The organism is Pseudomonas sp. AAC (genome assembly GCF_000725445.1).
GTDB lineage: Bacteria > Pseudomonadota > Gammaproteobacteria > Pseudomonadales > Pseudomonadaceae > Pseudomonas > Pseudomonas citronellolis.
Window position 1 is genome coordinate 170,374 of the sequence record NZ_KL647102.1, and the last position, 12,769, is coordinate 183,142.

Consider the following 12,769-nt stretch of genomic DNA (forward strand, 5'->3'; position numbering starts at 1 on the left):
TCAGGGAGAGGGTTAGGGAGAGGGAACAGAGTGTCCCACCGCGCCTATGTCACAAGGAGCTTGGTTCGCGAGCAAGCTCGCTCCTACGAAAGCGCTCCCGCTTCAGCGCCCACTCCGCGCCGCCCGCGTCGTCAGCAGGTACACCGGCACCCCGGAAATCAGAATCAGCAACGCCGCATAGGGCGCCGCCGCCGCGTACTCCAGCGTCGAGGTATGCACCCACACCGCCGTAGCCAGGGTCGTCAGCCCCGTGGGCCCGAGCACCAGGGTGGCGGTCAGCTCCTTCATGCTGTCGAGGAACACCAGCACGAACCCCGCGCCCATGGCCGGCGAGATGATCGGCAGGGTGATGCGCAGGAAGGCGCGCAGCGGTGTCTGGCCCAGCGTGCGGGCGGCTTCTTCCAGTTGCGGCGAGGCCTTTTCCAGGGCCACGCGGATCGGCGCCTGGGCCAGGGGCAGGAACAGCAGGGCGTAGGCGATCAGCAGCAGCGCGCTGGTCTGGTACAGGTCCGGCACGTAGTGCAGGGCGAAGTACACCAGCGACAGGGCGATCACCAGCCCCGGCAGGGCCTGCAGCAGGTAGGGCAGGCGTTGCGCCCAGCGCGCCAGCGGGCCGGGGTAGCGCACCACCAGGATGCTCACCGGCAGCGCCAGCAGGCAGCCGAGCAGGGCACCGCCGAAGGACAGCGACAGCGACGACAGCAGCGCCTGGCCGATCTCCAGCAGCGGGAAGGCCGCCGAGGCGCCGGTGAGCAGCCAGTAGCCGAGCATGGCCATGGGGATGCCGGTGCCGATCACCACCAGCGCCACCAGCAGCAGTTGCAGCGGCCATTTCCAGGCGTGCAGGTGAACGCGCTCGGCCTGCCGCGCGCTGCCCTGGCCGGTGCGCACCAGGCGGCCGCGGCCGCGCATGCGCAGTTCCAGCCACAGCAGCAGGAAGCACAGCGCCAGCAGCACCGAGGAGAGCATGGCCGCGGTGGCGTTGCTGAACTCCAGTTCGAACTCCTGGTAGATCGCCGTGGTGAAGGTCTGGAAGCGCAGGATCGACAGCGCGCCGAACTCCACCAGCATGTGCAGCGCCACCAGCAGGCTGGTGGCGGCCAGGGTCGGGCGCAGCAGCGGCAGGGTCACCCGCCAGAACACCTGGCGGCGCGACACGCCGAGCATGCGCGCGCTTTCCTCCAGCGACGGGTCGAGGTTGCGCAGGGTGGCGGCCAGCGGCAGGTACACCAGCGGGTACTTGGACATGGCCATGACCAGCACCGCGCCGCCCAGGCCCTCGTAGGCCGGGCTCAGGGATACCCAGGTGAAGCTGCTGACGAAGGAGGGGATGGCGAACGGCAGGCACAGCAGCACGTTCCAGTAGCGCCGCCCGGGCAGGTCGCTGCGCTCCACCAGCCAGGCACAGGCCAGGCCGAGCAGGGCGCTGAGCACGGTGACCAGCACCAGCAGCTTGAGGGTGTTGCCGAACAGGCGGAACACGTAGGGCCGCCAGAGCAGTTCCCAGGCCAGGTGCCAGCCCGAGTCCCAGGCCTTGGCCGCGACGTAGAACAGCGGCAGCGCCGCCAGCAGGGCGAGCAGGAGCACCGGCGGCAGCAGCCACAGCGGCGCCTTGCGCCCGTGGCCGCCGCGGGCCTGGACCACGGGCGCGGCGATGGACATCAGTTCAGGCCGACGTCGCGTTCGAGGTCCAGCGCGTCCTTGGCCTCACCCATGTCGGCGGGGCTGAGCTGCGGTGGGTTCAGCTCGGCGAACGGCTTGAGCTGCGGGTCGGCCTGCATGCCTTTGCGCAGCGGGTATTCGGCGGACTGGCTGAGGATGGCCTTCTGGCCCTCTTCGCTGAGCATGAAGGCGACGAACTGCTGGGCCTCCTGCGGATGCTGGCTGGACTTGAGCACGGCGGCGCCGGAGACGGTGACCAGCGCGCCCGGGTCCTGGTTGCCGAAGAAGTACAGGCGCGAGTTCAGCTCGCCCTTCTCCTTCTTCAGGGTGTACCAGTAGTAGTTGTTGATCAGCGCCATGTCGACCTCGCCGTTCTCCACGGCTTTCATGGCGGTGACGTTGTTGGTGTAGATGGAGCCGAAGGCCTTCAGCCCGGTGAGCCAGTCCTCGGCGGCGTCGCGGCCCTTGAGCTTGATCACCGCGGAAACCTGTTCGAGGAAGGCGCCGCTGGTAGGAACGAAGCCGAAGCGCCCGGACCACTGCGGGTCGGACAGGTCCATCAGGCTCTTGGGCAGGTCCTTCTCGTCGATCTTCTTCGGGTTGTAGGCCAGCACCCGGGCGCGGGCGGTGATGCCCACCCAGTCGCCCTTGCCGCCGGCGTTCTGCGCCTCGACCAGGGCCAGGGTACCGGCGTCCAGCGGGGCCAGCAGGCCGGCGCCGGACAGGCGCATCAGCGGCGGCGATTCCTCGGTGTAGATAACGTCGGCCGGCGAGCGCGCGCCTTCCTCGGTGATCTGGCTGGCCAACTGGCCGTCGCCGCCCTTGCGGATCTTGACCTGGATGCCGGTCTTGTCGGTGAAGGCCTTGGCGATGGCGATGCCGGTGGCGGCATGCTGGCCGTTGTACAGGGTGAGGGTGACCGGATCGGCAGCGGCGTGCAGAGACAGGCCGCCGAGCAGGCAGGCCAGGACAGCGCCCTTGACGCCGGCGAGCAGACGAACAGACATGGAAACTCCCGTGGTGTCGCCAATGAGAATGCAAGCCATTATATGTAACCTGGCCTTTCCGGCCAAACTCCATAGCCTGCTCATGAATGCCGCCGCCGGCTGCGCGCCGGCGGCGGGGGCGCTCAGGCCGGTTCCGCGGCCTCCTCGGCCGTGGCGGCGGGGTGGTCGACGGCCAGTTCGCGGCGGCGGATGAACTTCCAGTCGGCCTCGTCGATGTAGATGCCGTTGGGCCCGCTGCCACCTTCCAGGTCGATGGCCACCTGCGCCGATACCTGCGGCTTGACGCTCGCCAGGATCGGCACGAAGCCCAGCTGCAGGCTGGTTTCCAGCAGCGCGGCCTGGTTGCGTTCGTCGATGTCGGCGGCCTCGTCGAGGTAGTAGGGCAGGCGGATGCGCCCGGCCTGCTCGCGGTCCATCAGGTGCAGCAACAGGTACATGTTGGTCAGCGCCTTGATGGTCATGGTGGTGCCGTTGGAGGCGGCGCCGTCGATGTCGGTGTGGACGATCGGCTGGCCGCCGACCTTGGTGATCTCGAACGCCAGCTCGAACAGGTCCTTCAGGCCCAGCTGGTTGTTGTTCGCCGCCACCAGGCGCGACAGGTAGTCCTTGGCTTCCTCGTTCTTGGCATCCTGCTCGGCGCTCTGCGTCAGGTCGAACACCGAGAGGTTCTCGCCTTCCTCGTACTGGCCGGCGCTGTGGATGATCTGGTCTATGTGCTTGAGCGCTTCCTTGTTCGGCGCCAGCACGATGCGGAAGCTCTGCAGGTTCGACACCTGGCGCTTGTTGATCTCGCGGTTGAACAGCGCCAGCTGGTGTTCGAGGTTGTCGTAATCGCTGCGGATGTTGCGCAGCGTTCGGGCGATGTCGGTCACCGCCGCGCGGCGCGCCTTGGCCAGGGTCAGGGCCTCGTCGGTGCGGTGCGCGTAGGCGTTGATCAGCAGTTGCAGGCGGCGCTCGGGGTCGTCCTCGCTGTCGAACTTGGCCACGCCCTTCAGGCGCACCTGGGCGTACAGCGCCTCGATCTGGCCGTCGATGCGCTGTAGTTGCTGCCAGGTGTCCTGGTAGTCGTTGAGCAGCGGCAGCAGGTTGTCCAGGGAGTCGTCCACCGGTTCCATGAACGGCGTGCCGAACGGCAGGTCGGCGGGCAGCAGCTGGCGGCGGCGCAGGGCGTCGTCGAGGGTGCGCTGCTTGGCTTCCAGGTCGGCCAGCTGGCGGCCCACCAGTTGCAGCTTGGCGGAAAGCTGCTGGACGCGCTCGGTGAAGGCGTCGGCCGAGCGCTTGAGCTCGTCCTGGGTGGCTTCCAGTTGCGCGAGTTTTTCCAGCTTGGCCGGTTCCTCGGCGCTCAGCGTCTCGCTACGGCGGAAGTCTTCCAGGGCCTTCTGCGCGTCGAGTACGTCCTGGTACAGCTTGTCGGCCTGGGCCTTGCTGGCGTTGCGGTCGGCGGCCACGGCCTGTTGCGTCCTGAGCTGCTTGAGCTCCTTCTCCAGGCGCTCCTTCTGGTCGCGCAGGGCGGCGCGATCGGCCAGTGCCTGCAGCGCCGGCGGCTCGATGTGCGAGAGGTCGATGGACAGGCCGGGCACTTCGAAGCGCTCGCCCTTGAAGGCGTCGAGGATCTTCTCGACGCTGCCGACCCACTGGCCTTCCTCGTCCAGGCTCACGCCCTTGTCGCCCAGCGGCAGGCTGAACAGCGCGCCGTTGAACAGGCGCATCAGGCGCTCCACGTCCTGCTGCGAGAATTCCTCGCGCAGGCGCGCATAGCTGTTGTTGTCGGCGTGTTCGAGCTGCTGGCGCACGCTCTTCACGCGCTTCTCCAGATCGCGCACGCGCTCGTCGAGGTCTTCGCTGGAGAACTGCCGCGAGTGGGCCAGGGCGCCGGCCAGTTCGTCGTGGGCGTCCTTGGCGGCGAGCAGCTGCTGCTCCAGGACCTTGGCGTCGTCGACCAGGGCGAAGCGGTTCTTCAGCACCGCCAGCTCGCCCATCCAGCGCTGGATCTCGCTGATCTCGCGCTCCAGGCGCATCAGCTCGGCGGTGCCGCCGCGCTGTTCGTTCTGCAGGCCGTCCTGCTCGCTGCGGTAGTGCTCGGCCTGGATCACCAGCTCTTCCTTGCGCGCCCCGGCGTAGTCTTCCCAGGTGCCCAGCAGGTTGTCGAGCAGCGGCGAGAGGCGGTGCATCTTGCCGCGCAGGAATTCGCGCTGCTGCACGCCGTTGGCCAGGGCCTCGACCAGCGGGCCGGCGGCGACCAGGGCCTGGTAGTCGCCCTCCATGCGGCGCACGTCGCGGAAGGCTTCCTCGCAGGCGGCGATGTAGTCGACGCTGCCCGAGCGCAGGCTGTGCTCGAAGGCGTCGAGGAACAGCTGCTTGAGCTTGGCCGCGGTGATCTCGCGCATGTGCAGCAGGTTGATGAACAGCGAGCGGAAGGTCTTCAGGCTCTGTTCGCTGGTGGAGCGCAGCGGGATCAGCGTCAGGTCCAGCGGCACCGAGGTGTGGCCGCCGACCAGCAGCCGGCGCAGTTCGTCGGGCTTGAGTTCGTAGGCCTTCAGGCCGGCGCGCTCCAGGCTGGCATACAGCTCGCGCAGGCGCAGGCAGGTGCCGTTCTTCTGGTAGTGCTCAAGGTCCAGCTCGCCCTGGTAGGCGAAGAACTGGTGGCCGAAGCCGCCGCCCGGGCCGCGCCCGCCGCAGCCGATGACGTGGCGGCCGTGGGGCAGTTCCAGCTCGATGAGGATGTAGCTGGTGTCGGTGGCGAAGTAGAACTTGCGCGAGGCTTCCAGGCTGTACTTGCCGAAGCTCATGTCCGACATGCGCGCCAGGATCGGGAACTGCAGCGCGTTGATCGAGGCGGACTTGCCGAGGTTGTTGGCGCCGTACACCGACAGCGGCTGCTCCAGGGGGAACACGCCGAGGCTGTAGCCGGCGGTGTTGAGCAGGGCGAAGCGGCGAATGCCGTAGCGTTCCTGGGTCATGCCTGGGCCTCCATGTCGGCTTGTTCTTCGGCGATGGCGCGGGCGAGGGCGTCTTCCTCGCTTTCCGCTTCTTCAACCAGCGGCGCGGCCGGCTCGGCGGGTTCTTCCAGGCTGACGATCGGCTCCTCGTCCTCCTCGGCCAGGGCCGGGGCGACGTAGGCCAGGTCCTTGGCGTGCAGGCTGGCGGCCAGGTCGCGGTCCTGCTGCACCGACAGGCAGACGTCGAGGAAGCGGTGCACAGGCGGCAGGAAGCGGTACACGCCGTTGTCCTCGGCGGCGAAGCCGAGCTGGGTCATCCGGCGCATGACCTTCTCTTCCAGTTCTTCCTGGGTGGTCACCTCGGCCTGCAGGAACAGGTCGCGGTACTTCTCCAGCAGCGGCGGCAGCTCGTCGCGGCCGATGCTGCCGCCGTCGAGCACGGCCAGCGGGTCGCGGCCCTGGTCGGCCAGGTGTTCCACCAGGATGAAGGTGAACAGCGCCAGGCGCTGGGCGGTCTTGTTGACCTGGGCGCCGATCTGCTCGGGGACGAAGTAGTAGAAGCCGCGGGTGTCGCAGACCAGCTCGAAGCCCAGCGAGCGGAACAGTGCGCGGTACTGGTCCTGCTGGTTGGACAGCTGGCTGTACAGCTCGGGGTCGCGGCGGCTGATGTGGAAGCCCTTGAACAGCTCGCGGAAGATCGGCCCGAGCTGGGTCAGTTCGGAAAGATTAATTTGCATGGGGTTCGCTCGCTTTGTCGGCCTTGCCGCTCGGGGCGGCGAGCAGGGCGAAGGAGCACAGGCTGACGCTGTGCTGGGCGGTATCGTAGTCACGGCGCTCCAGGCGCTCGCGCTGGAAGCGGCCGTCGCGCGACAGGCGCGAGAACCAGTAGAGCAGCTCGTCGGTGGCGCCCTCGGGCTCCTGCTGCAGCAGCCAGACCATCAGGTCCGGCAGCGGCAGGGCGGCCTGGCAGCGCTCGAGCATCTCCCGCGCGGTGCGTGGCGCGTTGCGCGGGCCGTCGCCGCCGCGCTTGCCGGTCGCCTTGGGGAAGTGCGCGGGCTTGGGCTCGAAGCGGGCCAGGGCGAAGACGTAGCTTTCCACCTGCGAGGCGCTGCCGAGGAAGGTGCTCTGCGGCCGGGTGAACAGCGGCAGGGAGGCCTGGGGCACGGCGTCGATGCCCTTGCGGCGGATCACCGACAGGGCCAGGGCGGCGCCGCGGGTGATCGCGTTGTGCCGGCGGGCTTCCTCGCGCAGCGGCAGCAGCAGCTCGCGGGCGCGGCGCAGGGTGAGCTGGGCGGTGGTCTGCATCTCCAGGATGCGCGCGTGGGTGCGCAGCAACTGGTCGTCGTCCACCAACTGGCCGAGACGCTGCTGTTCGCCCAGCAGGCGCAGCAGCACCTGCTCGACGCGGCGCACGCCCTGCTCGAAGGCGCCGTCGGCGGAGACCAACTGGATCATCGGCTCGACGTACTCGTCCCAGGTCGCCAGGACCTCGGCGTAGCGCTGGCGCAGGGGAATCTGCCGGTCGCTGGTCTTGGCCCGCTCGGCCACGGCGATCAGCGCCTGTTCGTCGTTGGCCAGCTTCTTCAGCACGTCGCGCACGCGCATGTCGAGCAGGCGCAGCTGGCGCGCCAGGTCGTTGCCGTCGCGCACCTCGAAGGCGTCGCGGATGTAGCCGGCCAGGCGCTCCAGGTGGCGCAGGTAGGCCTCGATCTCCAGGCACAGGCCCAGGCGGTGCTCGTGGCGCAGGTAGGCGAGGAAGTCGTGGATCTGGGCGTTCAGCTCGAAGCGGTTGGGGCTCTTGGCCACCGGCACCAGGATGTCCAGGCGGATCCACTGGTCGAGCAGGGCGGTGACGTCCGCCGGGCTGCCTTCGGGCAGCTGCGCCGTGAGTTGCAGGCGCAGCTCCGCCAGGGCCAGGGTGCCGCTGTCGAAGCGCTCGCAGAGCGGTTCGAGCAGGGCCCAGTGTTCGGCGAGGGCGCGCAGTACGCGTCGGGGGTCGATCATCGGGTAGCCGCTGTTGACCGGTAAAGGGGGCGATTGTACTGCAAAGGTCCGCCCGCGGCGGAAGGGGTGACGAAACGCGGCAGTTTACGCCGTGCGGGATGTCGCCACGGCTCTGAAAAACGGCGTTAACCCCCTGAAATTCCTGGCATGTTTTCTGCCAGTTGGCTAACAGCCACTAGCCAATTGCCGCCATGACTTACGACGCCGCACTCGCCAAGGCCCGCTGGGCCGAACTGGAGCGCCAGGACGACCTGGACTGGGACCTGGACGCCATCACCGACCGCAGCGAGGCCATCGACTTCCTCAGGCGCTTCGAGAACCGCCTGTGCATCTATTCCTCCTACGTGGAGAAGCTCTACAGCAACTACAGCTTCGTGATCCCCGAGAGCCAGGAGGGCGGCATCACCATCCTGCCCAACGAGCAGGCCTGGTTCGACACCTTCCACGACATCCCCGCCGATGCCGTGGAGCCCACCGGCATCCACATCCTGCCCGGCGAGACCATGGGCCACAGCGGCCTGTACCTGAAGATCCCCGGCGAGCACCGCCTGGTGGGCTCCGCCGAACTGCCGTTCCAGGACGGCCTGAAGCTGCTGATCCGCCGCTACCGCATGCGCGACGAGCCCTTCCTGCCGGTGCTGGTCAAGGGCGACCTGCGCGAGTACGAGGCGCGCATGCCCTCGCTGCACCTGCACCGGCTCAACAGCGCGAAGCTGCAGGCGCAGTCGCGGCTGAACCTGGAGGCCATAAAAGGCGCCATCGCCGAGCACCTGATCGGGCTGTTCCGCCACGGCTGACGCGGCTGTTACGCCGGTGTGACCTTGGGTAACACGGCGGCCACCTGCCAGCAGGCGATTCTCGACTATGGGTCGGGCCGCAAGGGCCGGCGACTCCCTATAGTGGCAGACAGGGCTTTTGCCCCTTGGTCGGCGAACGAGAAAAGAACAAGAGGTGGCCATGGCCAGCAGCCGTATCAGCCTTCCGCGCCCCGCCCGCATTGCGCTGGCGACCGGCGCCTGCCTTGCCTGGATGGCCCTGGCGGCGCGCGCCGACATGGTCGCCCTGGACGACGAGCAGCTGTCCGACGTGCAGGGCGCCGGCATCGGCTTCGTGGTGGACAACGCCATGATCGACGGCAGCAAGGCCACCACCAACATCACCGGGCTGAAAGACCCCAACGGCAAGGACGTCTCCATCGCGGTGCGCAACCTCTACCTGGGCGCCACCGGCAGCAACCACGGCAGCAACCTGCAGCCGGTGACCATCGGCCGCCTGACCTATCCCTTCAAGCTCAACCTGGCCAAGGGCTCGCTGCTCACCACCCAGCTCGCCGACGGCCGCGTGGTCAACACCCTGCCCAGCGACGCCGACGTGCTCGAACTGGCCTTCCCGCCACTGATCGCCAACAATGCCGGGCAGCCCTGCATCAGCGGCTTCGCCGGCGCCGGCAGCGGTTGTTCGAGCCGCGCCAGCGAGAAGGTCGACCTGGGCGCGCGCTTCGACTTCACCGTGCCGGTCAGTGGCGGCACCCGCACCGACGTGCTGGCCCTGGACTTCCAGGACCTGGCGATGGACGGCAGCTACCTGCGCCTGTGGGGCTCCAGCGCGCGCAGCCAACTGGTCGGCGAACTGCGCCTGAACCTCTATGCCAAGACCCTCGACATCCTCTCCTGCGCCGCGGGCAACGCCAACTGCGCCAGCGCGGCGGAGAAGGCCGCGCGCAGCGTCTACCTGACCAACGCCTACGCCAGCGTCGCCCTGGGCTACGGCAAGTCCCAGCCGCTGCTGCTGTCGGTGACCGCCGACGGCAACTTCACCTTCGAGCTGCCCATGCTGACCGCGGCCAACGCCGCGGACTTCTACGCCAACGCGCCGCGCACCAGCCTGGTGATCGACAACCTGAACATCGGCGGCACCCGGGCCTCCTACGGTGCGGTGCCGACCGGCGGCGTCAACCTGGGGCGCAGCGAGCTGTCCGGGTTGAGCTTCAACTACCTCAAAGTCACTTCCCACAACCTCTGACGGAGCACGGCACGATGAGCTTTCCACCGCTGCTTCCGACCCGCCGCCGGCTCCGGGCCGCCGCCGTCGCCCTGCTGGCGATGCTGGCCGGCCCGCTCGCCCAGGCGGAACTGCGCACCCTGCCGGACGACGACCTCGGCCAGGTGGTCGGCCAGGACGGCCTGAGCCTGGGCGTCACGGTCAACATCCAGAAGACCCCCAGCATCACCCGCTGCCCGGGTGGCTGCGGCGCGCGGGTGGCGATCCAGCCGGCAGGCAGCGGCAACAACTTCCTGGTGCTGGACAACATCAGCGGGACCTTCAGCTTCGACGAGGTCACCGTGGACATCCTCTCCATCAACAGCGGCTTCGGCGGCGACGGCGCCGCCTTCAACCGCCAGGTCCTGCGGGTCGGCCTGAAGGACGTCAACTTCAACGGCGTCAGCCTGACCCTGGCCGGCGCCAACAAGGCCCGCAGCACCGATGCCGGCCTGGTGCAGACCGACCTGCTCAGCGCCCGCGTCGACGGCGTGCTGCACGTGCAGGGCAACCTCAACCTGTTCCAGGTCCCGGCCCGATGAGGGGAGCGCCCATGGCCGGGACCAAGCTCCAGGGGGAAAACCCATGACCTTCCTTTGCGTACGGCGCCTGCTGCTGGCCGGCGTGCTGCTGTGCCTGGCCGGCGGCGCGAACGCCGAGCTGCGGGCGCTGAGCGACAGCCAGCTGTCCGACGTCACCGGCCAGGCCTTCATCAACCTGGCCACCGACGCCGCCGCGGGCATCAACTACACCCGGCTGAACATCGGCGCCACGGTGGAAACGCAGCTGAACATGAACAAGCTGCAGCTCGGCCTCTACGACCGCGCCGGCGAAGCCGCCAACAGCGCGGACATCTCCATCAACAACTTCGCCCTGGGCACGGTCAACAACCAGACCGGGCAGATCAACCCCTTCACCATCGTCGATCCCTACGTCGAGTTCGCCTACGACGGCAACAAGATGGTCGGCGTGCGCATCGGCTTCAACCAGGCCAAGGGCGTGCTTTCCGGCGACATCCAGTCGCTGACCGGGAACATTCCGGTGCACATCAAGGGCACTGCCGACGCCATCTACAACAAGGCCACGGTAGGGCAGCAACTGCTGCTCGGCCTGGCGGGCATCTACCGCAGCAGCACGGTGGAGGCGGATGCCGGCCTGGTCACCTCCGGCGGCGCCAGCGACCCGGTGCGCGGCACCTACGCCGGCATGACCAACGGCTCGCGGCTGGACTGCACCAACGGCTGCGTGCCGCTGTGGACGGACATCGTCACCGGGCTGTTCACCTCCAACAGCTGCGCCATCCTTGGCATTACCACCTGCTTCAAGCTCAGCCAGTTCCAGTCGCTGCCGGTGGGCGACCTGAGCCAGGCCGGCCTGGCCGGCGCCGCCAAGGGCTTCTTCATCTCCCTGCAGAGCCAGGACGTGCAGTGGCGCGACATGGACTCCGGGCAGATGATCACCGCGCTCAAGGGCGCCTTCATGAACATGCCCAAGTACCGCGACGCCAACGGCAATCTGGTTTCGCCGATCAACATCGACTTCAACCAGGCCTTCAACGGCATCCCCCGCCAGGACACCTGCGTCGGCATGAACAAGGGCTGCTGAGCGGCCCATCCGCCGGCCGGCCTTTCCGTCGGGCGCGTTTCACGCGACAATTCCGCTCCGTTGCGTTTAGCCCTGCGCCCGCAGGATGCCCACAGGTACAGGACTCTTGATCGAAGAAGCCCGCCGCCGCGCCTATCTCGGCGCCATGCAGGTCGCCTCCTGGCTGCCCCGCGTGGTGCTGCCTTTCGCCGCGCCTTCGCGCCCGCAGCTGCTGGAAGCGCCGGAGCCCGTCCAGGCCCCGGTGCCGAACGCTGCGCCCGAAACCGCCCGCACGCCGGTCGCCGCGCCGGAGAAACCGACGCCGACGCCCGAGGCCCGGCCCTCGATCCCGGTGGTGGTGCCGCGCCCCGCCGCCCAGGCTCGCACGCCGGTGGCCGCCGAGGCGCCCGCCGAAGCTGAGGCGCCTGCACCGCGCGCGCCGGTCGAGCCGCCGCCGCGCTTCAGCCTGCAGTTGCTGCGCGCCGGCGCCTGTGCGCTGCTGGTCGAACTGCCTACTGGCGAGCCCCTGGCCAGCCGCGACCCGGCCTACCTGCTGCTCAAGGACCTGCTGCGCGCCGCCGGCCTGCCGGACAGCCCGCAACTGCTCGGCGAACCGGTGCGCTGGCCGCTGCTCTCCGGCGGCAACATGGACCAGGGCCCGCAGGCGGCCCGCGAGTTCGTCCAGGGCTTCGTCGCCGCGCGCCTGGAAGACAGCGGCCCGTGCCGCTGCCTGTGGCTGGTCGGCCGGCCCGCCGTGCGCTTCGCCGGCGAGGCGGACGACGAGGCGATGCTGCGCGAACTGCAGATCGAGGAACTGGGCGTGGCCTGGGCCATCCCCGGCCTGGAGCGGCTGAGCGACGAACCCGCCCTCAAGGGCGAGCTGTGGCGCGCCATGCGCCGGGTGCGCCAGCGCTGGCTGGACCAGGACGCAGAATGACCGACGCCATTTCCTTCCGCCCGATGACCGAGGCGGATCTCGACGCCGTGCTCAAGATCGAATACGCCGCCTTCAGCCACCCCTGGACCCGCGGCATCTTCACCGACGGCCTGAAGAGCTACGACTGCTGGCTGATGTTCGAAGGCACCCAGCAGGTCGGCCATGGCGTCATCCAGATCATCCTCGACGAGGCGCACCTGCTGAACATCACGGTGAAGCCGGAAAGCCAGGGCCGCGGCCTCGGCCTGCGCCTGCTCGAACACCTGATGGCGCGGGCCGGCGAGCTGGGCGCGCGGGAGTGCTTCCTGGAGGTGCGCGAGACCAACCAGAGCGCCTACCGCCTGTACGAGCGCTTCGGCTTCAACGAGATCGGCCGCCGGCGCGGCTACTACCCGGCGGTGGGCGGGCGCGAGGACGCCCTGGTGATGGCCTGCACCCTGCTCGACTGACCGTCATCCAGGCCATATCCGGCCGCCGCGCACAGGCGTAGGCTGGGCGATCAATAACAAGAACAAGGTCGCGACATGAAGCCAACCGCTGCAGCGGCGGCGCCTGCCCGTCGTCATCCGCTTCCCGCCTCACATGCCGCCGGCGCG

At 68.7% G+C, this 12,769-nt stretch carries 11 protein-coding genes; 6 read left to right on the plus strand and 5 right to left on the minus strand.

Going from position 1 to position 12,769, the window contains the following annotated elements; all coding sequences use genetic code 11:
- Positions 1-102: 102 nt before the first annotated feature.
- The 5 genes from FG99_RS28275 to mksB form a co-directional block, all read right to left on the minus strand.
- Entirely contained in the window at positions 103-1,662 is a 1,560-nt protein-coding gene (locus FG99_RS28275) for an ABC transporter permease (protein WP_043273520.1), read from the minus strand.
- Complete coding sequence (locus tag FG99_RS28280; RefSeq protein ID WP_009617396.1) at positions 1,662-2,669, minus strand: iron ABC transporter substrate-binding protein; 1,008 nt, start codon at positions 2,667-2,669, stop codon at positions 1,662-1,664. The genes FG99_RS28275 and FG99_RS28280 overlap by 1 nt, the downstream gene beginning before the upstream one ends.
- Before the next feature lie 122 nt (positions 2,670-2,791).
- A complete protein-coding gene (mksF, locus tag FG99_RS28285; RefSeq protein ID WP_043273521.1) occupies positions 2,792-5,629 on the minus strand; it encodes an Mks condensin complex protein MksF in 2,838 nt (945 codons plus the stop codon).
- Positions 5,626-6,345: an Mks condensin complex protein MksE gene (gene mksE, locus FG99_RS28290; protein WP_043273523.1), complete on the minus strand. Its 720-nt coding sequence runs from the start codon at positions 6,343-6,345 to the stop codon at positions 5,626-5,628. The genes mksF and mksE overlap by 4 nt, the downstream gene beginning before the upstream one ends.
- Positions 6,335-7,612, minus strand: a complete 1,278-nt coding sequence (gene mksB / locus FG99_RS28295) for an Mks condensin complex protein MksB (protein WP_043273525.1) — start codon at positions 7,610-7,612, stop codon at positions 6,335-6,337. The genes mksE and mksB overlap by 11 nt, the downstream gene beginning before the upstream one ends.
- A gap of 191 nt (positions 7,613-7,803) precedes the next feature.
- On the opposite strand from mksB, the gene FG99_RS28300 reads away from it, so the two are divergent.
- From FG99_RS28300 to rimI, 6 genes are all read left to right on the plus strand, one after another.
- Positions 7,804-8,409, plus strand: a complete 606-nt coding sequence (locus FG99_RS28300) for a hypothetical protein (RefSeq protein WP_009617406.1) — start codon at positions 7,804-7,806, stop codon at positions 8,407-8,409.
- 160 nt (positions 8,410-8,569) lie between these two features.
- Positions 8,570-9,634 (plus strand): hypothetical protein, encoded by a 1,065-nt coding sequence (locus FG99_RS28305; RefSeq protein ID WP_051879335.1) that lies wholly within the window; start codon positions 8,570-8,572, stop codon positions 9,632-9,634.
- Between the two features lie 14 nt (positions 9,635-9,648).
- Positions 9,649-10,194, plus strand: a complete 546-nt coding sequence (locus tag FG99_RS28310; RefSeq protein ID WP_043273526.1) for a DUF6160 family protein — start codon at positions 9,649-9,651, stop codon at positions 10,192-10,194.
- Between the two features lie 43 nt (positions 10,195-10,237).
- Entirely contained in the window at positions 10,238-11,257 is a 1,020-nt protein-coding gene (locus tag FG99_RS28315) for a DUF6160 family protein (protein WP_009617413.1), read from the plus strand.
- Between the two features lie 106 nt (positions 11,258-11,363).
- Positions 11,364-12,173 carry a hypothetical protein gene (locus FG99_RS28320; protein WP_043273528.1) on the plus strand — a complete coding sequence of 270 codons (810 nt, stop codon included), beginning with the start codon at positions 11,364-11,366 and terminating at the stop codon, positions 12,171-12,173.
- Positions 12,170-12,622: a ribosomal protein S18-alanine N-acetyltransferase gene (gene rimI, locus FG99_RS28325; protein ID WP_009617416.1), complete on the plus strand. Its 453-nt coding sequence runs from the start codon at positions 12,170-12,172 to the stop codon at positions 12,620-12,622. The genes FG99_RS28320 and rimI overlap by 4 nt, the downstream gene beginning before the upstream one ends.
- Positions 12,623-12,769: the final 147 nt, after the last annotated feature.

Bases quoted from the DNA above. Each gene is read 5' to 3' on its own strand.
- FG99_RS28310 (WP_043273526.1), top strand. From the start codon at position 9,649: ATGAGCTTTCCACCGCTGCTTCCGACCCGCCGCCGGCTCCGGGCCGCC.
- FG99_RS28315 (WP_009617413.1), top strand. From the start codon at position 10,238: ATGACCTTCCTTTGCGTACGGCGCCTGCTGCTGGCCGGCGTGCTGCTG.
- FG99_RS28300 (WP_009617406.1), top strand. From the start codon at position 7,804: ATGACTTACGACGCCGCACTCGCCAAGGCCCGCTGGGCCGAACTGGAG.
- FG99_RS28275 (WP_043273520.1), bottom strand. From the start codon at position 1,662: ATGTCCATCGCCGCGCCCGTGGTCCAGGCCCGCGGCGGCCACGGGCGC.
- mksE (WP_043273523.1), bottom strand. From the start codon at position 6,345: ATGCAAATTAATCTTTCCGAACTGACCCAGCTCGGGCCGATCTTCCGC.
- mksB (WP_043273525.1), bottom strand. From the start codon at position 7,612: ATGATCGACCCCCGACGCGTACTGCGCGCCCTCGCCGAACACTGGGCC.
- FG99_RS28280 (WP_009617396.1), bottom strand. From the start codon at position 2,669: ATGTCTGTTCGTCTGCTCGCCGGCGTCAAGGGCGCTGTCCTGGCCTGC.
- rimI (WP_009617416.1), top strand. From the start codon at position 12,170: ATGACCGACGCCATTTCCTTCCGCCCGATGACCGAGGCGGATCTCGAC.
- mksF (WP_043273521.1), bottom strand. From the start codon at position 5,629: ATGACCCAGGAACGCTACGGCATTCGCCGCTTCGCCCTGCTCAACACC.
- FG99_RS28305 (WP_051879335.1), top strand. From the start codon at position 8,570: ATGGCCAGCAGCCGTATCAGCCTTCCGCGCCCCGCCCGCATTGCGCTG.